At 64.4% G+C, this 18,976-nt stretch carries 20 protein-coding genes; 5 read left to right on the top strand and 15 right to left on the bottom strand.

The genetic code is table 11. The annotated features are described in order from the left end of the window. Positions 1-21 precede the first annotated feature (21 nt). Positions 22-282, top strand: a complete 261-nt coding sequence (locus K408_RS0116550) for a SemiSWEET transporter (RefSeq protein WP_024339661.1) — start codon at positions 22-24, stop codon at positions 280-282. 32 nt (positions 283-314) lie between these two features. Here K408_RS0116550 and K408_RS0116545 read toward each other — a convergent pair whose 3' ends face one another. Beyond that, positions 315-1,112, bottom strand: coding sequence for a DODA-type extradiol aromatic ring-opening family dioxygenase (locus K408_RS0116545; protein ID WP_024339660.1), 798 nt, complete (start codon positions 1,110-1,112; stop codon positions 315-317). 152 nt (positions 1,113-1,264) lie between these two features. Between K408_RS0116545 and K408_RS0116540 the strand changes: the two genes are divergently transcribed. Then, entirely contained in the window at positions 1,265-1,444 is a 180-nt protein-coding gene (locus K408_RS0116540; protein ID WP_024339659.1) for a hypothetical protein, read from the top strand. Between the two features lie 7 nt (positions 1,445-1,451). Here the strand turns inward: K408_RS0116540 and K408_RS0116535 are convergent, their stop codons facing one another. Both K408_RS0116535 and K408_RS0116530 read right to left on the bottom strand, forming a co-directional pair. Then, positions 1,452-2,918 (bottom strand): carboxylesterase/lipase family protein, encoded by a 1,467-nt coding sequence (locus K408_RS0116535; RefSeq protein WP_024339658.1) that lies wholly within the window; start codon positions 2,916-2,918, stop codon positions 1,452-1,454. Positions 2,919-2,989: 71 nt separating this feature from the next. After that, entirely contained in the window at positions 2,990-3,238 is a 249-nt protein-coding gene (locus K408_RS0116530) for a hypothetical protein (RefSeq protein WP_024339657.1), read from the bottom strand. Between the two features lie 192 nt (positions 3,239-3,430). Here K408_RS0116530 and K408_RS0116525 point away from each other — a divergent pair, with 192 nt between their 5' ends. The 3 genes from K408_RS0116525 to K408_RS0116515 all read left to right on the top strand — a co-directional run bounded on the left by K408_RS0116525 (position 3,431) and on the right by K408_RS0116515 (position 6,911). After that, positions 3,431-6,115: a flavin-containing monooxygenase gene (locus K408_RS0116525; RefSeq protein WP_024339656.1), complete on the top strand. Its 2,685-nt coding sequence runs from the start codon at positions 3,431-3,433 to the stop codon at positions 6,113-6,115. Between the two features lie 131 nt (positions 6,116-6,246). Further along, positions 6,247-6,519, top strand: coding sequence for a hypothetical protein (locus K408_RS0116520; RefSeq protein ID WP_024339655.1), 273 nt, complete (start codon positions 6,247-6,249; stop codon positions 6,517-6,519). An 86-nt stretch (positions 6,520-6,605) separates the two neighbouring features. Continuing rightward, positions 6,606-6,911 (top strand): hypothetical protein, encoded by a 306-nt coding sequence (locus tag K408_RS0116515; RefSeq protein WP_024339654.1) that lies wholly within the window; start codon positions 6,606-6,608, stop codon positions 6,909-6,911. Positions 6,912-6,974: 63 nt separating this feature from the next. On the opposite strand, the gene K408_RS38100 is transcribed toward K408_RS0116515, so the two are convergent. The 12 genes from K408_RS38100 to K408_RS0116455 all read right to left on the bottom strand — a co-directional run bounded on the left by K408_RS38100 (position 6,975) and on the right by K408_RS0116455 (position 18,902). Further along, the gene (locus K408_RS38100; protein ID WP_024339653.1) at positions 6,975-7,211 is read right to left on the bottom strand and encodes a hypothetical protein; all 237 of its coding nucleotides are present in this window, start codon (positions 7,209-7,211) and stop codon (positions 6,975-6,977) included. Positions 7,212-7,246: 35 nt separating this feature from the next. Further along, positions 7,247-7,402 (bottom strand): hypothetical protein, encoded by a 156-nt coding sequence (locus tag K408_RS42755; protein ID WP_196232372.1) that lies wholly within the window; start codon positions 7,400-7,402, stop codon positions 7,247-7,249. A 78-nt stretch (positions 7,403-7,480) separates the two neighbouring features. Further along, positions 7,481-8,023, bottom strand: a complete 543-nt coding sequence (locus tag K408_RS0116500; RefSeq protein ID WP_024339652.1) for a septal ring lytic transglycosylase RlpA family protein — start codon at positions 8,021-8,023, stop codon at positions 7,481-7,483. Positions 8,024-8,197: 174 nt separating this feature from the next. Then, on the bottom strand, positions 8,198-9,850 hold the full coding sequence (locus tag K408_RS0116495; protein WP_433994139.1) for an NAD-dependent malic enzyme: 1,653 nt from the start codon (positions 9,848-9,850) through the stop codon (positions 8,198-8,200). Between the two features lie 164 nt (positions 9,851-10,014). Beyond that, positions 10,015-12,342 (bottom strand): mechanosensitive ion channel domain-containing protein, encoded by a 2,328-nt coding sequence (locus K408_RS0116490; protein ID WP_024339650.1) that lies wholly within the window; start codon positions 12,340-12,342, stop codon positions 10,015-10,017. A 521-nt stretch (positions 12,343-12,863) separates the two neighbouring features. Then, positions 12,864-12,989 carry a hypothetical protein gene (locus tag K408_RS43905; protein ID WP_283805275.1) on the bottom strand — a complete coding sequence of 42 codons (126 nt, stop codon included), beginning with the start codon at positions 12,987-12,989 and terminating at the stop codon, positions 12,864-12,866. A 298-nt stretch (positions 12,990-13,287) separates the two neighbouring features. After that, positions 13,288-14,238, bottom strand: a complete 951-nt coding sequence (locus K408_RS0116480; protein WP_024339649.1) for a polyphosphate kinase 2 family protein — start codon at positions 14,236-14,238, stop codon at positions 13,288-13,290. Next, on the bottom strand, positions 14,198-15,217 hold the full coding sequence (locus K408_RS0116475; RefSeq protein ID WP_024339648.1) for a branched-chain amino acid ABC transporter permease: 1,020 nt from the start codon (positions 15,215-15,217) through the stop codon (positions 14,198-14,200). The genes K408_RS0116480 and K408_RS0116475 overlap by 41 nt, the downstream gene beginning before the upstream one ends. After that, positions 15,214-16,095: a branched-chain amino acid ABC transporter permease gene (locus K408_RS0116470; RefSeq protein ID WP_024339647.1), complete on the bottom strand. Its 882-nt coding sequence runs from the start codon at positions 16,093-16,095 to the stop codon at positions 15,214-15,216. The genes K408_RS0116475 and K408_RS0116470 overlap by 4 nt, the downstream gene beginning before the upstream one ends. Positions 16,096-16,100: 5 nt before the next feature. Further along, the gene (locus K408_RS0116465) at positions 16,101-16,805 is read right to left on the bottom strand and encodes an ABC transporter ATP-binding protein (protein ID WP_024339646.1); all 705 of its coding nucleotides are present in this window, start codon (positions 16,803-16,805) and stop codon (positions 16,101-16,103) included. 3 nt (positions 16,806-16,808) lie between these two features. Next, a complete protein-coding gene (locus K408_RS0116460; protein ID WP_024339645.1) occupies positions 16,809-17,576 on the bottom strand; it encodes an ABC transporter ATP-binding protein in 768 nt (255 codons plus the stop codon). A 15-nt stretch (positions 17,577-17,591) separates the two neighbouring features. Next, entirely contained in the window at positions 17,592-18,902 is a 1,311-nt protein-coding gene (locus K408_RS0116455) for an ABC transporter substrate-binding protein (protein ID WP_024339644.1), read from the bottom strand. Positions 18,903-18,976 lie beyond the last annotated feature (74 nt).

The raw sequence follows: 18,976 nt of genomic DNA, 5'->3' as shown, positions 1-18,976 counted from the left end.
ATCCATGCTATGGAGCCGGACATGGACCCCTTCGCGATCAAGCTGCTCGGCTTTGCCGCTGCGACCTGCACCACCGTTGCCTACGCGCCGCAGTTCATCAAGGTCTGGAAGACCCGCTCGGCGCGCGACATCTCGCTCGGCATGTTCCTTGTCATGGTGCTGGGCCTGGCGCTCTGGCTCGTCTACGGCCTGCTCTCCGGCGACGCGCCTCTGGTCGCCGCCAACGCCGTCACCATGCTGCTCGCCGGCGGAATTCTCTTCATGAAGCTGAAATACGGGTAAGGCCCCCTTCTCCGACAAGGCGAGAAGGAAGATCACCCGCCGAACACGTACGACGCCATCGCCACATGCGCGACCTCGTCGACGAAGACGCGGCGGCCGGCGTCGTTGCCGGCGGCACCGGCTGCGACCATCAGCGGGAGCAGATGGTCCTCGCGCGGATGGGCGAGGCGCGCACCCGGTGCGCTCTCCCAGTCGGCCAACATCGCGTTGCGGCGCGCCGCATCCGGGTTGCCGATGGCTTCGTTCAGATAAGCTTCGAAGTCGTAGGAGACCTGCGTGGATTCCGGCCGGTTGAAGCCGCGCATGTTGTGATAGGTGAACCCGCTGCCGACGATCAGAATGCCTTCATCGCGAAGCGATGCAATCGCCTGCCCTGCCCCGATGTGCTCGGCCGGATCATAGCTCGACTTCAGCGACAGCAGCACGATCGGCATGTCGGCGTTCGGATACATCAATCCGAGCGGGACGAACGTGCCGTGGTCAAAGCCTTGGCCGGGATCCTCGCGGCAATCGAAGCCGGCCCGCGTCAGCAGCGCCTTGACCTCGGCCGCCAGCTCGGGTTTGCCAGGCGCCGGATATTTGAGGTGGTAGGTATGCTCGGGGAAGCCGTAATAGTCGTACACCATCGGCGGATGCGCCGAGGTCGATACGGTGAACGCATCGGCCTCCCAATGTCCGGTGATGACGAGCACGGCCTTTGGCCGCGCGGGCAGAAGCTGCGGCAGCCGGGCGAACGCCTCGGCCGTCTTCGCATATTGCACCCGCCGGTCCTCCATGAACGGCCAGGGGCCGCCACCGTGCGACAGGAAGAGAGTCGGAGATCGCGTCATGGGGCTTGTCTCGTCGGCAACGGGCGCGTGCCTACTCACGCGACCGGCGGCGAGCATAGGCAAGCCGGCATGGTTAGCAAGCCGTTAACGATTTGGCGCCCAAAATCCGGGCGTGGCCGAAGCAGTCGGCCTGAAGACGAGTGAGACGTGAGATGAGGAAGTTCGCGCTGGGGGACGTCGTCAACAGTGACAAGGGGCGCCGCGGTGTGGTTCGCGCCGCCTTCAAGTCCAGGGACGGCCAGCAATTCTACGCCGTCGAGAAGGATGGCGCGATAGACTATCTGGAGGAAGACCGGCTGAGCCCGGCGCCGCGCGTCGAGCTCGCGGCTTAACGCCAGCTCATTTCCTGCTCTCATTCGCGAGCCGATCGAGACGCTCCGCCAAGGGATCGTCTCCGCTCGCGATGCGATCGTTCGTGATCAGCAGCAGGCGATCGCCGCCCGCCGTGTCCCATCGTGGCAGATCGGGCCCATTGGGATCGCCGCTCCGCGCGAAATTGATCCAGTAGCCACGCATGCGGCTCGCGACTTCGCGATCACGTCGCGACAGGATGCCCGCACCTGGCACGCCCTCCGCGCCGAAGATGAACTGCAATTCCCGACCGCGGCCGGCATCCGGATAACCGCGCCTCGCCTCCGGCACATAGGCGAAGCGGTAGCGAAAGGTCGGCGCGCCGCCAGCGGCATGCAGGCGGGCCAGCAATCGCACCGGCTCTGAGAAGGCCATGTCGGTGTAGAGCCTCGCCGAGAGATCCGATGCTGTGGCGAGATCGGGATAGAGCTTGCGCAGTTCGCCGCTGGCAATGCCAGACGATGCAAGCGCTTCCTTGATACCTGACTCACTCCCAGAATCCGCCTCGACCTCGTTGGAGCCGATGATCAGGGGAATGCGGCTCTGATGTCCGGCCGCAAAGCCGGGGGCAAGGTCCTCGGTCACCAGACGCCCATCGATCGTCGGCTCGAAGCTCCGCGGCGATTTCTCGAGCAGACGTCTTTCGGCGGCAAGCAGGCGCTGCGGCTCGGCGGCGCGCAAATCCGTGTCCGGTCCAAGCGCGGCTGCGAACTGCCGGCCCACCGCCTCCGCCTCCTGCGCCGTGCGCAGCCGCGCGCGGCCGGGCACGGATTGCAGAATGGCTTTCTGGAAGAGGTCACGCGATTGCGCAGACAGCATCAGCAGCGCGATCGACGTCGCGCCTGCATCGCTGCCGAACAAAGTGACGTTATCGGGATCGCCGCCGAAGGCCGCGATATTGTCGCGCACCCAATGCAGCGCCGCGATCTGGTCCATCAGCCCGTAATTTCCGCCGCTGTCGGACAATCCGGGATGAGCGAGCCAGCCGAGCGCGCCGAGACGGTAATTCACGGTGACCACGATGAGGCCCGCCTGCGCCAGCTTGGCGCCGTCGAACAGCGGCTCGTTCGCGGTGCCCGAGACGAAGTCGCCGCCATGGATGAACACCATCACCGGAAATGGGCCGTCGAGCCCGAAGGGACGAAACACGTTCAGCGTCAGACAATCCTCGCGCGACTCCGGCAGCGCAGCTTGAAGACACGACGCACCGTGATCATAGGCGGTGTGCATTTCCGAGCTTTCGCTCGTCGGCTGCGGCGGGCCCCAGCGCAGGGCGCCGACCGGCGGCGCTGCGTAGGCCAGCCCCTTGAACGAGGCCACCTCGCCTTCCACGGCCCCGAGCATCTGCCCTTCGCGTGTCAGCGCGAACGGAAACTGCCCAACCGGCTGAGCCATGGCCGATCGTGCGCAACACAGGACTGCGGAAGCCGCAACGAGTGCAAGCAGACACCGCATCTTCGATGAGATCTCGATCAAGGTCTCGGCAGGTTAGGTCCAGAGCCGTCGGCGAGGCAAGCCTCGCGCGCCTAGCTGCCCTTGCCAATGAGTTCCGCGAGGGCGCGCCGCGCGATGATGCCGAGCTCGCCGAGCGTGGTGTGTCCCGCCTGCGCCGCCTCGATCAGGCGCTCGGCGATGAACCGGCGGCTGTCGTGATCGCCGCCATGCGGCAGCTGCCGGCACGTCTCCTCAAGGACGACGTCCATGTTCGCCTTGGTTCGCTCACTCAACTCTGTCATGACGCCCGGCCGGTACGCGTGGCTTGTAGGCGCAAGCATACACGGACGAATGCGGTCTGATTACCCCGGGCTATCACGGGCCATTTTGCATCGCGGTGCATATGGTGCCGCAAACAGCAACGCGGTCACGATCGCGCCGCAAACGACCACCGAGGATTGCACTTGCTCTGATGACAAGCTGAACCTGCGGCGATAGCCTGCCGGCAAAACAAAACATAAGGGAGGAATGCCATGCCTGACGCAATGGTTGCCACACGTGCCTCCGATGAGCGCGGAACCGCTCAGCAAGTCGATGTCGCCGTGGTCGGCGCCGGCTTTTCCGGCCTCTATCTCCTGCATCGCCTGCGCGAGGCCGGCTTCTCGGCGGTCGGCCTGGACGAGGCCGACGATGTCGGCGGCACCTGGTATTGGAACCGCTATCCGGGCGCGCGCTGCGATATCCAGACGATCGACTACAGCTACACGTTCGATCCGGAACTCGACAGGGCCTGGACCTGGTCGGAGAAATACGCGACCCAGCCGGAGATCCTGCGCTATCTCGGCTTCGTCGCCGACCGGTATGACCTCAGGCGCGACATTCGCTTCAAGACCAAGGTCACCGAGGCCAGATGGGACGATGCATCCGAGCGCTGGCTCATCACCACCGACAACGGCGCGCCGGTCTCCTGCCGCCACTACATCATGGCCACAGGCTGCCTTTCGGCGCCGAAGCCGCCGGAGATCGACGGCGTCAAGGATTTCAAGGGCGAGGTCTATTTCACGGGACGCTGGCCTCATGACGGCGTCAACCTGGCGGGAAAACGCGTCGCCGTGATCGGCACGGGCTCCTCGGCCATCCAGTCGATCCCGCTGATCGCCGAGCAGGCCGCGCATCTGACCGTGTTCCAGCGCACGCCGAATTTCGCATTACCGGCGCATAACGGTCCGGCGCCTGCGGACCGCATGAGCCTGCTGCAAGGCGACCGTGCGGCCTATCGCGAGCAGGCACGCCAATCGATGGCTGGCGTACCCTACCCGCAGCAGACCGTCGTGAGCTGGCAATTGAGCGATGCCGAGCGTCGCGAGCGGTTCGAACGCGCCTGGGCAGCGGGCGACCTCGTCCACATCCTGACGCAGCTGTGGGCCGACCAGGCGGTTGACCTCGACGGCAACAAGATCGTTCAGGACCTCATTCGCGAGAAAATCCGCGCCGCGGTCAGGGATCCCGAGACTGCCGCTGCGCTCATGCCGGATGATCATCCGTTCGGCGCAAAGCGTCCCTGCCTCGAGACGAACTACTACGCGACCTACAACCGGCCGAACGTCACGCTGGTCAATCTGCGCCAGGAGCCGATCAAGGCGATCACTGCAGGCGGCATCACCACGGCCAGGCGCAGCGTCGACCTCGACGTCATCGTCTTCGCGACCGGCTTCGACGCCATGACCGGCGCGATCCGCGCCGTGCATCCGATCACCGGGCGTGGCGGCAAGTCGCTCTCCGACGTCTGGGCGCAGGGGCCGCAGACCTATCTCGGCCTCACGGTCGAGGGTTTTCCGAACTTCTTCATGATCACTGGCCCGGGCAGTCCATCGGTGCTGTCGAACATGGCGGTGTCGATCGAGCAGCATGTCGACTGGGTGGTCGATCGCCTGGCGTCGCTGCGCGATGCCGGCTTCACCACGATCGAGCCGACCGAGACAGCGCAGGCCGGCTGGGGCCGGCACATGGCCGACTGCTCGATGCTGACGCTGCACCGGCTCGCCAACACCTGGTACACGGGCGCCAACGTGCCCGGCAAGGTGCAGGGCCTGATGCCTTATACCGGCGGCGTCGGTCCCTATCGCAGCATCTGCGACGAGGTGGTCAGCCGCGGCATGCTCGGCTTCAAGCTCACCGGACCGGGCGGGGCCGTGCAATGCAACGACGGCGAGGTCGTGCGTCTCCAGCCGGATGTGAGGCTGGTGCTGAACCTGCTCGCCTCGCTGAACCTGCCGCCGATCGAGTCGATGGGCGCGGAAGGCGCCCGTGCCTTCGTGAACGAGTTCAACAAGAGCCGCCCCGCCGGGCGACCGATCGGCGACATCGTCGACGGCACGCTGCCTGTTGCCGACGGCGCGCTGCCCTATCGCGTCTACAAGCCGGCAACGCCCGGGCCGCATCCGGTCGTGGTCTATTTCCATGGTGGCGGCTGGGTGCTTGGGGACGAGCAGTCGGACGAGCCGTTCTGCCGCGACATGGTGCGGCGGACCGGCATGATGTTCGTCAGCGTCGGCTATCGCCACGCGCCGGAGCATCGCTTCCCAACCGCCGCCGAGGACGGTTATGCGGCGACGCGCTGGATCGCCGAGCACGCCGCCGAGCTCGGCGGCAGTGCGGGCCCGGTGCTGGTCGCCGGCTGGAGTGCCGGCGGCAATATCGCCGCCGTCACCTGCCAGCTCGCGCGCGACCGCGGCGGGCCCGCGATCGCCGGCCAGCTTCTGGTCTGCCCGGTCACCGACTGCAGCTTCGACCGGCCGTCCTACAACGACAATGCGACCGGCTACTTCCTGACGCGCTCCCTGATGTACTGGTTCTGGGACCTGTACTGCTCGCCGGCCGACCGCATCGACCCGCGCGTCTCGCCGCTACGAGGCAAGGTCGCCGGCCTGCCCCCGGCCTTCGTGGTTACCTGCGAGTTCGATCCGCTGCGGGACGAGGGCGTCGCCTATGCGGAGGCGATGGAAGCTGCCAGCGTCCCGGTCGAACAGCTCAAGGCTCGGGGTCATTTCCACTCATCGTTCGCGATGGTGGACGTGGTGATAACAGGTGCGCCGGGCCGGGCACAGATGGCCAGGGCCCTGCGGCGCTTCGCCGGTCTGCCGCCGGAGCTCAGCCAGGACGAGAACAGCAAGAGCCACACCAGCCCGGGACTGAGGATCGCGGCGGCCGCCAGCTGACGGCAGACGATTGGCCGGGAACCTTTTCCCGGCCGCCGCGTTTGATCGTGGCATCGAGATAGAGCGACAGGTGCGTAGGCCCCGGCACGCCAATCGGTGTGCTGGGGTCGTCGTTTGCGTGAGGCGAGGCGATGGGCGGCGTGGTCGGGGATTCCAAGGTCGATTTCGGCGCGCCAGCAACGCTGCATAAATGGCCCTCGCTGGCCAACCAGCGGCGGCCGGACCGGGAGCCTTACGAGGTCATCGAAGGCACCCTCGACGATTGCATCTCGGCTTTCATGGCGAAGCCGGCGGCAACCCGACACCTCTATGAAATCCGCACCGTCGCGCAGCCACCGCTCGTCACCGAAATCCTCATGCCAGAGCACATCATCGAGCTGTCGCGCCTGAGAGAATTTCTCTGACGGCCTTTCACAAGCACGCGGACAGGAACTTTCATCCGGATTTTCCCGTTGTCAGGGATCGGAAGCCAAGTCGCGAGTGCCTCAGGATGCTTGAAGCTGGCGTGCCCATTCCGGTCGTGCCCTATGGCGCAGACCAGACCTTGTTCGTGGTAATCGATCGCCTCGACCGGTCGACCGAGGTCCGTGTCGAGCGCAGCGATCTCGAGGCCACAATCGGCGAGCTCGTGGCCGGCTGCTTCAACGATCCCATCAAGGTAATTTCGTTCAACACGCTCGAGCATTGGATGAAGGACATCTCGAGCGATGTGGCCGGCGAGATCAAGGCACGCTGCGACATCGATGGCGTGACGCTGCCCGACTATCTCAGCGACTTCGTCGAGAACCACAGCTGATTTCGTTGCGCCGATCGCACCAGCAAAAAACGCCGCTTCCGCGGCGCTTTTCGTGTAGGCACGTCAGTTGTTCCAGAACAGCGCCAGCAGCAGCACGATCGGCAGCGGCACGCCAAGCATCCAAAGCAAAGCACCTCGTCCAAGACCCATGATGTCCTCCTCTTCAAACACTGTCATGACGCCGGAGCAAAAGAGAAGTTCCGCGCTTTGGAACGAGGGCGGATGCGATAGCCGCATGGAACGCAGGAAATAGAACCAGATCGAAAAACGCAAAGCGCTTCTGAGCCGGATGATGCTCAAGGTGCGGTGGCAATTCGACGAGATCAGTTCGCGCTTCAGGCGCTGCGATGCTTGCCGGCGATGGCCTCGATCTCGCGGCGGCGCTCGCCCGCGAAAGTCAGGAGCTTCTCGATCGTCGACGTATCCGTGATCCGTTTGGCGAGCCGCTCGGCACGCGCGGCCTGATCTTCGAGATACTTGATCGTGTTCAAACGCCGGCTCCCCAGATCCCCAATTGACGTGGGCAGCCATGGTGCTCAATAGCCGCTAACACCCGGTTAACCGCGCCCTCATCGGCCTCGACTGGTCGCGCCCAATTGCACGACCTCGAGCCTGACATTGGTGATGCCCTTGTCGACCATGCCGAGCGCCTCGGCCGCGGAAGGCGAAACGTCGACCACGCGCCCGCGCACATACGGCCCACGATCGTTGACTCGCACGGTCACGAAGCGCCCGGAAGAGGTATCGGTGACGCGCAGCTTGGTGCCGAACGGCAAGGTGGGATGCGCGGCGGTCAGCTCGTTCCTGTCGAACTTTTCGCCGCTCGCGGTCTGGGTATCCGAATAGAAGCTGGCCACGCCATGCGAGGCCGCCTGCTTTGCATCATCGGCTGGAGCGCGCGCCCGGCTGATCGGCCGGGGATGCAGCGCCGCCACCCTGTGCGGGCGCTCCACCGCGGCGTGTCGGCCCGTAGCGGCGAGATCGGCCTTCTGACGGCCGACCGGCGCTTGCGCACAGGCTGCGAGCGAGGCGGCGCCGGCGATGGCGAGCAGCAGCCGGCACGAGGTTGCGACGGAGATCCGGGCACTTTCGGTACGTGCAATGCAAGACATGGTACGCCCTCCGAACGGCCCGGGATTTTCGGTGGGCAATGAGGGCAGAACCTTGTCGGAACAAAAGCGGCTCTAGGGCCGCCGCCGTTTCGCGCCCGCTGTGACGATTCCACCACACTGGCCTGTGCCGAAAAGGGACAGGCCACCCGGAGGTGACCGCCCGTTGCGGCATCCTCAGTAATGCGGCTCGTACATCTGGGATTGGACCAGGGCCTTGACGTCATTGGGGGCCGGTCCGTCCGCAAGCCCGCGCTGATAGGCGACGTCTGCGACGGCTGCGGCGATGCGGATCGAGACCTCGCGGATGCGCGGCAGTGCCGGATAGAGGCTGCCTTGCGCGAGGTCGTCCTTGCCGACGCAGTCAGCAAGCGCATGGGCCGCCGCCATGAACATTTCGTCGGTGACGAGGCGCGAGCCACTGGCGATGACGCCGAGTCCAACGCCGGGGAAGATGTAGGAGTTGTTGCCCTGGCGCGGCACGAAGCTGCGGCCATTGAGCTTCACCGGGTCGTACGGGCTGCCGCAGGCGAACAATGCGCGGCCCTCGGTGTAGCGATAGGCATCCTCCGCCGAGCATTCGGCCTTCGACGTCGGGTTGGAGAGAGCGAACACGATCGGCTGCTCGTTGAGCTCGGCCATGGTCTTGAGCACCTCGGGCGTGAAGGCGCCGCCGACGGCAGCGACGCCGATGATCGCCGTGGGCTTCAGCGTCTTGATCGCGGTGAGAAAGTCGGCGATCGGCGCCTGCCCGGCATGGGCATAGCGCAGCTTGTGGCCGGACAGGCCATCACGGCCGCCGACCACGAGGCCGCGGGAATCCACCAGCCAGTTGCGCCGGAGCGCGTCCGCCTCGGAAGCCCCCTCCGCCATCATGGCCGAGACCACGAGGTCGGCGATGCCGGTCGCCGCCTCGCCCGCACCGAGGAAGAGGATGCGCTGGTCTTTGAGCTTGCCCCCGGAGATGCGCAAGGCCGAGAACAGACCGGCGAGCGCCACCGCAGCGGTGCCCTGGATATCGTCGTTGAAGACGCAGGCTTCGTCGCGATATTTGTGCAGCAGCTTGAACGCCGAATGGTTGGCGAAATCCTCGAACTGGATCAGCACGCCCGGAAAGGTCTTGCGAGCGGCCTGCATGAATTCGTCGACGAAGCTGTCATAGGCCTCGCCCGTCAACCGCCGCTCACGCAGGCCGAGATAATAGGGATCGCTCAGGAGCTCTTCGTTGTTGGTGCCGACGTCGAGCACGATCGGCAGGCATGCTTCCGGATGCACGCCGGCGCAGGCCGAATAGAGCGAAAGCTTGCCGACCGGAATCCCCATGCCGTTGGCACCCAGGTCGCCGAGGCCCAGAATGCGCTCGCCGTCGGTAACGACGATGAGCTTGGCCTGATAGGGCCAGTTCTTCAGAATGTCCGCGATCTGGCCGCGATCGCGCGAGGAGATGAACATCCCTCGCGGGCGCTGGAAGATCAGGCCGTATTTCTGGCAGGCAAGCCCGACCGTCGGCGTGTAGATGATCGGCTGGATCTCGTCGATATGGTCGACCACGACGCGGAAGAACAACGCCTCGTTGCGGTCATGCAGCGCGTTCAATGCGACGTATTTTTCGAGGTCGGTCGGCAGCGTGCGCAGATTGGTGAGCACGCGCTGAGCCTGCGTCTCCATCGTCAGCACGCACGGCGGCAGGAGGCCGCGCAGGCCGAGCCTCTCGCGTTCCGCTTCTGTGAAGGCAGTCCCCTTGTTGAGCAAGGGATCGCGCAGCAGAGTCATGCCTTGCGGCGGATTGGACGACGTCGAGCGGGCAACGACCCGGGCAGGTCTATTCACGAATTCCCCCAAGGAGCTTCTCATTGAACCGCAGACATTGTCGGCCAGCGGTCCATCCAGATCAAGGACGGAGAGACTTGGGGGTCGCCTGTGATCTCGCACCGCAGCGAGGCTGTCGAAATCGACTGGCCATTGCGCGCGAGAGGGTTAACGCAGGGACGCCGCTATCCGGCCGCCCGCCGCGGCGTGAGATGGGCCGCGCTGTCCATCGGGGGCACGACGTGCATCAGGATGGTCTGGGTGGCGGATGCGACCTCGATACCGTTCTGCTGGAAGCGCAGCTTCATGCGCCGGTTGAATTCGCGCTGGACCGGCCAGCGACCGGCATCGGTGCAGCGGATCTGGCCGACGATCGACACCATCGCGCCGTCGACCTTGTCGACGCCCCACAGCTCGAGATCGCCACGAATCAAGGCCCGAAAATCCGGTTCACGCCGCATCTCGTCGACGATGTCCTTGAGGATCTGACCCGCGCGGTCGGTATCCTCCTTGTAGGCGACGTTGACGCTGACCGAGGCATTGCCGGCACCCCGGCTGGCATTGGTGATGGTCGTGACCGCGCTGAACGGTACGATGTGGATGGCGCCGTCACCGGCGCGCAGGCGAATGGTGCGGATCGAGACGTTCTCGACCACGCCTGACAAGCCCGACACGCTGACATTGTCACCGACCTGCACGGTGTTCTCCAGCAGCAGGAAAAGGCCGGTGATGAGATCCTGCACCAGCTTTTGCGAACCGAAGCCGATCGCTATGCCGACGATGCCGGCGCCCGCCAGGAGCGGCGCGACATTGACGCCGATCTCGCTCAGCGCTGTGAGGCCGACAACCGTGGCAATCAGGCAGAGCAGCGCGGTACGCAGCATCGGCTGGAAGGTGCGTAGGCGCGCGGCACGGGCATAATGACCGTCCCGGGACAGCGTATTGATCTGACGATCCAGGAGCGCATTGCTGGCTTCCCAGATCGCGGCCGCAACGAACACGGCGAGGCCGATCGTCACCACGGCCGAGATCAGCCGGCTGCCGATCTGGCCGCCGTAGAACCAGACGATGGCGTCCACGCCCCAGACTTCGAGCACGGCGACGAAGCCGATGAAGGCGATCACGCCAGACATGATCTTGCGCAGCAGCGGCAGATAGCGGTTGGCCCGGATCTCGAGGCCCGGAAAGCGCTGGAGGATATCCGGCGTGATGCGGAAGCCACGGTCGATCAGGCTCAGCGTCACCATGGTGACGACACGCGTGACCAGCGCCACCGCAATGGTGCCGACGAAGTATTGCAGCAGAAGCGAATAGCCGTTGCGGATGTTCAGTGCCCATACTGCCCACAGCGCGATGTCGAGCGCGATGGCAAGGTAATGCCAGCCGCCGGCGACGCGATTGCGCAAGCGGGCTGCAATCCCCTGCCGCTCGGCGGGGGCGCGAATGGCTTCGGCGACCTGGCGACGGCATTGCAGGATGATGATGACGACGAACAGATGCACGACCAGCATCGCCATGCGCAGCAGCGCGGCGTAGCCGGCGCGGTGCAAGCCGAGCAGCAGCGCCACATTGGCGAAGGCGATGCCGGAAACGCCGACACCGACGATGCGGCGGGCCCATATCTCGATGTAGGCGGCGGTCTCCGCACGCACCGGAAGCAGGCCGAACGGCCCTGCCAGCGCCCGGACCATGCAGATCAACCCACGCGAGAACGCATAGGCGTTAATGACTGCGAGGATGACGAGGCGGACAGTTGTGGGCTCGCCAATCTCGGTCCCGAGCAGCGCCGTAGCGACGCCTGCAAAGGTGAACACGGGGATCAGTTCGAGCGCGAGACGTCCCAGCACCAGGGGCAGCCGCACCACGACCTGCCACATGCGCGCGAGATTGTGACGGCGCTTCTGCAGTTCGGGCGCGGGGGTGACAGCGGTCACTGAGGACGGAGGATCGGCGATGGGCAGCACCTGCACCGGCAAGCGCGGGCTCTGTGGTACGCGTGCTTCCAGGAACGCGACCGGACGCCGGATCAGGCGGACGATCGCCCATTCCGCGCAGAAGGCGGAGCCGAACACCAGTGCCAGCTTCCATGCGATCTCGAGCAGGAGGTTGTGGGCCGCGGGATCGTTCGCGGTTCGCATGATCCAGTAATAGAATGCCGGGAAATGCGTGAGCGTCCGCGCCACGCTGGCGATCTCGCTCGAGATCGCACCGATCTCCTCCGACACCGTGAGCAGGAGCTGTGCGCCGAGCCCGTCGGCCGCGAGGGGGATCGGCGATTTCGGCTCGGGCGCGGAGAGCTGCGGACCGGACGCATTGGCGATCGCGCGGAGCGTGTCGATCATCTGCCCGCGCTTCTTGTCGTCCTGCAGGGTTTCGAGCGCGCGCTTCGCCTCGTCGGCCGACAGTGTGACGGTGCTGTTCGCCGCCGCAGGCGGCTCGGCACGCGCATCGGAGAGAGATGGAATCGTGAGGAAGAGAGCGGCGAAGAGCGCCGCGGCCAGCTTGTGCGCCACGAGGATTCCTTGGAAAAACGAATGCGCCGGCGGCGGCGGACCGTTACCGCCGAAGCGCATGCGTCATGTCGGATTGCGGCTATTCGCCCCGGCCCTGTGTCGGAAGTTGGCCTTCGAGAGGACATTCTCTAGGCATTTGCCGCAGTGCAGGTCGGCAGTGGCGGCGTCAGCTAAGCGCCACCGGACTCTGCGCGTGAGAATCCTCGATGCAGGAAACGGATGAAGGAAAAGACAGGACGTCAAACGATTCGCCCGCCACAGCCATCGGGCACCATCGATGCGCGATAAAATACAGCGCCGGGAAGGTAGGGGCTATGCCTCACTGATGCAGCCCGCTAAACCTGATCCCGGCGTGCCGTTCGCGGTTGCTGCCGCTATGCGATAGTCCGAACGAGCTCCATCGCAATTAACGCGGCTGGATTTGCGGAGGTGGCGTCATAGACCTCCCCTTGCTCATGAGGTGGACGTTGCGCGTCGCTTGTTTGCGACCATCGGCATGGTCCTCCCGCGACACAAAACTGTCAAGCGGGATCAAAGGCCTTGAGATCACATTTGAAGACGCGTTCCGTTTCGTTCCGCGACGGAACGGCCTCGTCAATCATCCCTGAAGGCAGCGTTTCCACCGAAGAGACCGTCTCTGCCGTCATCGTTCTTTCCCGGGAAGCAAGAAATGATAGGACCGTTTTGCGTCGCCATCTTCGGTGCTCTCGTCACCGGATCAGCGTTCGCTCAGAGTCCGCCGCACGTCCACCAGGAGGGTCGACGGCACCGACAATGTCGATGTCTTCGCTACGGCGGCCGAAGTCGATGTTCGTGGTGATGCCGCGGTACGAGCGGGGACAACGATAACACCCTACCCCTGTTTTGCCCGACGACGCAAATTCTCTTCGCAAAATCAGCAATTCCTCGACGCGACCGTCAAGCCATTGATTTTGCTATCGCGGTCTACTGTGCATGGGGTTGTTTTCGAGGTTTTTCCATGTTGCCCTTCCTTTCTTCCTTCTCGAGTGCCTTGCGCACCTGCTCGAACTCCTCCAGCGAGGCCTTGTCGGCGCGAGGAAAACGCAAGTCGAGTTTTTCGAGCGCCGCGTTGATCACGGAGCCGATCACGACACGCGCAAACCATTTGTGGTCGGCCGGCACGACATACCATGGCGCATGCTGTGTCGCCGTGTGGCGGACGATATCCTGATAGACGGCCTGGTAGCGCGGCCACAGCGCGCGCTCCCTGATGTCGTCCATGGAGAACTTCCACTGCTTGGCCGGGTTCTCCAGCCGTTCGAGGAAGCGCTCGCGCTGCTCTTCCTTGGAGACGTTGAGGAAGAACTTCAGCACCACGGTGCCGTTGCGGCAGAGATAGCGCTCGAAGGCGGAGATGTCCTCAAATCGTTCCTTCCAGATGTTCTTGGTGACGAGCTTCGGCGGCAGCTTCTCCTTGGCGAGAATCTCCGGGTGCACGCGCGTCACCAGGCATTCCTCGTAATGCGAGCGGTTGAAGATGCCGATACGCCCACGCTCGGGCAGCGCGATCATATGGCGCCAGAGGAAGTCATGATCGAGCTCCTTGCTGCTCGGCGCCTTGAAGGCATGGACCTCGCAGCCTTGCGGATTGATCCCCTCGAAGATTGCCTTGATCGCAGAGTCCTTGCCGCCGGCGTCCATGGCCTGGAAAACGATCAGGAGCGACCAGCGGTCCTGCGCGTAGAGCTTTTCCTGAAATTCGATGAGCCGCTGCTTGTTGGCGTCGAGGATCGCCAGCGCCTCCTCCTTGTCGAGATCGCCCTTCTCGTCGGTCTTGTGGTCCTTGAGGTGAAACTTGCCCGAGCCGTCGTAGCGGAACGGGGTGATGTAGCGGTCAAGTTCCTGGGCGAGCGATCTGGACGGCTTCTTGCTCATGAGCGCGGGGCACCTTGCGTTGCGGCTTCAATCGGTCGAGCAAGCTACCAAGGATGCCCTTGGGAAGGAATATGATGAAAAGGACGAGCAGAACGCCGTAGACGAGGTTGTCCCAGCCGACCGCCTTGGTGCCGAAGCCGATACGCAAGCTCTCCGCCAGCAGAATTGTGATGATGGCGCCGACGGTCGGGCCGAGCGAGACGAACAGGCCGCCGACGATGGCCGCAAACACCATCTGCAGCGACACCGCGATGCCGCTGACCGTGTCCGGCGTGATGAACATCTGGTACTGGCAGTAGATCGCGCCGGCGAGCGCCGTCATCAACGCGCTGAGCAGCGTGATCTTCAGCTTCTCGGCGGTGACGTCGACGCCGGCCGCGGCGGCGGCGTCCTCGTCCTCCGAGATCGCCTCCAGCGCGTAGCGGGCCATGCTGCGGTCGACCCAGTGCCAGACCACGATGCCGAACAGCCAGACCCCGAGCGCGATCAGGTACCAGATGGTCTTGTCGTCGAACTGCAGCGCCAGCAGCTTGTTGCCTGAGGTCCGGTTCGGCGTGTAGCCCAGCGAGCCGCCGGTGTAGTCACGGGTCGCGGTGATGACCTGGAGCACGATACCGGAGAGCGCCAGCGTCACCAGCACGAAATAGTGCCCGGTGATGCGGAAGCGGAAGCAGGGATATCCGACGATCAGCGCCAGCGCGCCGGCCGCGACCATGCTGATGGGAATGCCGATCCAGGGGGACAGGCCCAGATGATTCCACAGCAAGGCGGTGACATAGGCGCCGATCCCCATGAAGCCGCCATGCCCGAGCGAGACGAGGCCGAACCGCCCCATCATCGACCAGGAGGTGTAGGCGAACGACCAGATCAGGATCAGCACCAGGATGTGCAGATGATAGGGATCGCGATAGACGAAGGGCAGAGCGACCAGCGCGGCCAGTCCTATGCCCCATGCTGCAAGCCGCCCCTGCCCGATCATCGGCGCCTCGCCAAGAGGCCCGCGGGCCGGATGAACATCATGACGATGAAGAAGGCAAAGGCGAGCACATAGCCCCATTCAAGGTCGGAGAACAGGCCGCCGAGCGAGATGATCTCGGCGAACACGAAAGCGGCGATGAAGCCGCCGATGAAATTGCCAAGGCCCCCGAGCACGCAGATCAGGAAGGTGATCGGTCCGAACGAGAGGCCGACGAAGGGATGCACGTCGTATTGCAGCACCAGCAGGCACGCGGCGAGTCCGGCGAGTGCGCCACCGAGGGCGGAGGTGATGAGATAGATCCGCCTGGTGTCGACGCCCATCAGCGCCATGATCTGGCGGTCCTGCGAGATGGCGCGGATGGCGGTGCCGGTGAAGGTGCGCGTCATGAACAGATAGACCGCAACCATGCCGACCAGCGCGGCGGCAAAGGACAGCAGCCGTGCATAGCTGAAATTCATGTCGCCGAAGGCGAGCACCGGCAGACGGATGCCGAGATTGCGGAAGTCGATCCCGAAGGCCACGGTGGCAAAGCTCTGGAGCACGAACAGCACGCCGCCGGTGGCAAGCAGCTGATTGATGGGCGGCGCGGTCAGCAGCGGCGCGATCACGAGATAGTGCAGCGCTGCGCCAAGCACCGCGACAAGTAGGATGGTCAGCGGGGCGGCGACGAAATAGCTGACGCCGTAATACTGCACCATGAAATACATGCCGTACATGCCGATCATCACCAGCTCGGCGTAGCAGATCCAGGTGACGTCGATGACGCCAAAGATCAGGTTGAGGCCGAGCGCAAGCAGCGCCAGAACGCCGCCGAGGAGAATGCCGTTGATCACGGCCTCCAGCAGGTAGATGTCGAAGACCTCCAGAAATGCCTGCATGCCCTTCACACCCCGAGATACGCTTCCTTGACCGTGTCGCTCGCCAGCATCTCGGCCGCACTGCCGGACGCGCGGATCGTACCCGCCTCGATCAGATAGGCGCGGTCAACGACCTTCAGCACCTGTTGCACGTTCTGCTCGACGATCAGCACGGTCAGCCCGCTGGCGCGAATCCGCTTCACCAGTTCGAACACCTGCTGCACCACGACCGGCGCCAGCCCTGCCGAGGGTTCGTCGAGCAGCAGCAGCTTCGGATTGGACATCATCGCGCGGCCGATCGCGCACATCTGCTGCTCGCCGCCGGACATGGTGCCGGCCATCTGGTGTCGCCGCTCCTTCAGGCGTGGAAACAGGTCGAACACGGCCTCGAGGCGCTCGGCATAATGCCCACGTGCCTCCTTCATGAAGGCGCCCATCTTGAGATTGTCGTCGACCGAGAGCTGCGGAAACAGCCGGCGGTTCTCCGGTACATGCGCGATGCCGAGGCTGACGATCTTGTGCGACGGTGTCGCGACGAGGTCGATGCCTTCCATCTTGATCGAGCCGCGCGAAGGCCGGATCAGGCCGGAGATCACGCGCATCAAGGTCGTCTTGCCGGCGCCATTGGGGCCGATGACGCCGACCGCCTCCCCGGCCCTGACGTCGAGATCGACGTCGAACAGCGCCTGGAAGGTGCCATAACCGGCATTGACGCCGCGGAGCTCCAGCATCGGCTAGCCTCCCGCCCGGCGGCGCGCTTCGGCCGCCGCGGCCTGCGTGGTCTCGGCATCGGTGCCGAGATAGACCTCGATGACGCGGGGATCGCCCGCAACGGCACTCGGCAGTCCCTCCGAGATCTTCTCGCCGTGGTCGAGCACCATCACGCGGTCCACGACGCGCATCAACACACCCATGATGTGCTCGACCCAGATGATGGTGATGCCGAGCTCATCGCGTATGTTGCGCAGCATGTCGGCCGCTTGATCCATCTCGGCCTCGTCGAGCCCGCCGAGGCTCTCGTCGGCGAGCAACAATTTCGGCGCGGTGGCGAGCGCTTTCGCAAGCTCGAGCTTCTTCAGGCCGGCCGCGCCGAGCCCATCGACGCTGGCATGGCGGTCAGTCGGCAGGCCGACCATCGCCAGCGACCGCTCCGCCGCCTCCTCCGCCTTGGCCCGGCTATGGCGGCCCTGGCCGTAGAAGCCGGCCAGCGCGACATTCTCGAAGATGGTCAGGCGGCGGAAGGGCCGCGGGATCTGGAAGGTGCGGCCGATGCCGCTATTGATGATCCGGTGCGGCGCAAGGCCAGCGATCTCATGCCCGGCGAACAGGATCGAACCTGATGTCGGAGCCAGCGTGCCGGAAAGCATGTTGAAGATCGTGCTCTTGCCCGAGCCGTTGGGGCCGATCAGGCCGAGGATCTCGCCCTGCTCGACCTTGAACGACACGTTGTTCACGGCGGTGAAGCCGCCGAACCGCTTCACCAGCCCGTTCACCTCCAGCACCGCCGCTCTCCGCCGCTACTGGTTACTATAGGTGGTGCCCTTCGGCAGCGGCAGCACGGCCTCGCGCTGCGCCTGGCTCTTGGGCCACACCACATAGGACTTGTCGTCGACGTACTGGATCACGACGGGGAACGAGCGCTCGTTCTGGCCGGCCATTGGCGAGCCCTCGCCGTGAAATTTGACACCGAAGCCCAGCATGGTGCCGCCTTCGGGTATGTCGGTGTCGAGTGCGGCCTTGCGCAGGGAGTCGGGATCTATCCCGCCATATTTCTTGATCGCTCGGGGCAACACGTCGGTCAGGAACAAGTAGGTGTTGGATGCAGCCATGCCGACATGGGCCGAGCGGATGGCGATGCCCGGCTTGCGCTTGTCGAACTCCTCGCCAACCGCCTTGATGATCGGCGGCAGCTTCGGATCCATACTCTTCTGGTTGGCGAGCCAGATCGAGATCGGGTCGGTGTTGAAGACGTAGTTTACATCGGCGCCCAGGCCCTCCTTCAGCTTCTCATAGACCCCGTAGCCGGCGCCATGCCCCACCAATGCGCCGAACTTCAGCCCCTGTTCGCGGGCTTGCCGGAGCAGCAGGGTGATGTCCGGATTGTAGCCGGTGTGGAAGATCACATCCGGCTTGGCCCGCTTCAGCTTGGTGACCAGCGCAGACAAATCCGGGGCGGTCGCCGAATAGCCTTCCCTGAGCACGATGTTGAAGCCGGCCTTCTTGGCACCGGCCTCATTGCCTTTGGCAACATCGACGCCGTAGGCGCCGTCCTCATGGATGATGGCGACCCGCAGGTCCTTCGGATCCTTGCCGAACTTTTCCTTCGTGTTCTGCGCGATGAAGTCCATCGTCATCAGCCCGAACTGATCGCCGGAGGCCTGCGGGCGAAACACGTACTTGTAGTTCTTGTTCTCCAGCACCGCGGACGAAATGCAGGTCGTGATCCACATGAACTTCTTCAGCTGCTCGACGCGCGCGGCCACCGGCACGCACTGCGCCGAGGAAAAGAAGCCGAGCAGCATGTCGACCTTTTCCTGCTCGATCAGGCGGATCGCTTCGTTGATGGCGACATCCGGCTTGCTCTGAGCATCGGCATAGATCGCCTCGATCTTGTAGCCCTCGACGTCCTTCGCGCTGTACTGATCCAGCATGATCCTGGCGCCGGTATATTGCAGCTCCGAGCCACCGCCGGCGAGCGGGCCGGTCAGATCATAGATGACGCCGATCTTGAGCTTCTTCTCTTGGGCCTCGGCGGACACCGCCAAGCCCGTCGCGGCAATCGCGACAAACAGCCCACGTACCAAACGGGCAGCCATGCGCAGGCGCATCAAAACCTCCCTGGACGATTGTGCATTGCATTCTTGGTGCAAATTCTTTTTTGCCCATCACATGGGCTGCGCGA

The organism is Bradyrhizobium sp. in8p8 (genome assembly GCF_000426845.1).
In the GTDB taxonomy this organism is placed as follows: domain Bacteria; phylum Pseudomonadota; class Alphaproteobacteria; order Rhizobiales; family Xanthobacteraceae; genus Bradyrhizobium; species Bradyrhizobium japonicum_C.
The sequence above is the reverse complement of the archived record's forward strand: the minus strand, read 5'-3'. Positions and strand labels throughout refer to the sequence as shown.

Coding starts and splice junctions, on each gene's coding strand:
- K408_RS0116535 (WP_024339658.1), bottom strand. CDS start 2,918: ATGCGGTGTCTGCTTGCACTCGTTGCGGCTTCCGCAGTCCTGTGTTGC.
- K408_RS0116525 (WP_024339656.1), top strand. CDS start 3,431: ATGCCTGACGCAATGGTTGCCACACGTGCCTCCGATGAGCGCGGAACC.
- K408_RS0116550 (WP_024339661.1), top strand. CDS start 22: ATGGACCCCTTCGCGATCAAGCTGCTCGGCTTTGCCGCTGCGACCTGC.
- K408_RS0116475 (WP_024339648.1), bottom strand. CDS start 15,217: ATGATCGGGCAGGGGCGGCTTGCAGCATGGGGCATAGGACTGGCCGCG.
- K408_RS0116545 (WP_024339660.1), bottom strand. CDS start 1,112: ATGACGCGATCTCCGACTCTCTTCCTGTCGCACGGTGGCGGCCCCTGG.
- K408_RS0116520 (WP_024339655.1), top strand. CDS start 6,247: ATGGGCGGCGTGGTCGGGGATTCCAAGGTCGATTTCGGCGCGCCAGCA.
- K408_RS0116530 (WP_024339657.1), bottom strand. CDS start 3,238: ATGCTTGCGCCTACAAGCCACGCGTACCGGCCGGGCGTCATGACAGAG.
- K408_RS0116515 (WP_024339654.1), top strand. CDS start 6,606: ATGCTTGAAGCTGGCGTGCCCATTCCGGTCGTGCCCTATGGCGCAGAC.
- K408_RS0116540 (WP_024339659.1), top strand. CDS start 1,265: ATGAGGAAGTTCGCGCTGGGGGACGTCGTCAACAGTGACAAGGGGCGC.
- K408_RS0116470 (WP_024339647.1), bottom strand. CDS start 16,095: ATGCAGGCATTTCTGGAGGTCTTCGACATCTACCTGCTGGAGGCCGTG.
- K408_RS0116480 (WP_024339649.1), bottom strand. CDS start 14,238: ATGAGCAAGAAGCCGTCCAGATCGCTCGCCCAGGAACTTGACCGCTAC.
- K408_RS0116455 (WP_024339644.1), bottom strand. CDS start 18,902: ATGCGCCTGCGCATGGCTGCCCGTTTGGTACGTGGGCTGTTTGTCGCG.
- K408_RS43905 (WP_283805275.1), bottom strand. CDS start 12,989: ATGACGGCAGAGACGGTCTCTTCGGTGGAAACGCTGCCTTCAGGGATG.
- K408_RS0116500 (WP_024339652.1), bottom strand. CDS start 8,023: ATGTCTTGCATTGCACGTACCGAAAGTGCCCGGATCTCCGTCGCAACC.
- K408_RS0116465 (WP_024339646.1), bottom strand. CDS start 16,805: ATGCTGGAGCTCCGCGGCGTCAATGCCGGTTATGGCACCTTCCAGGCG.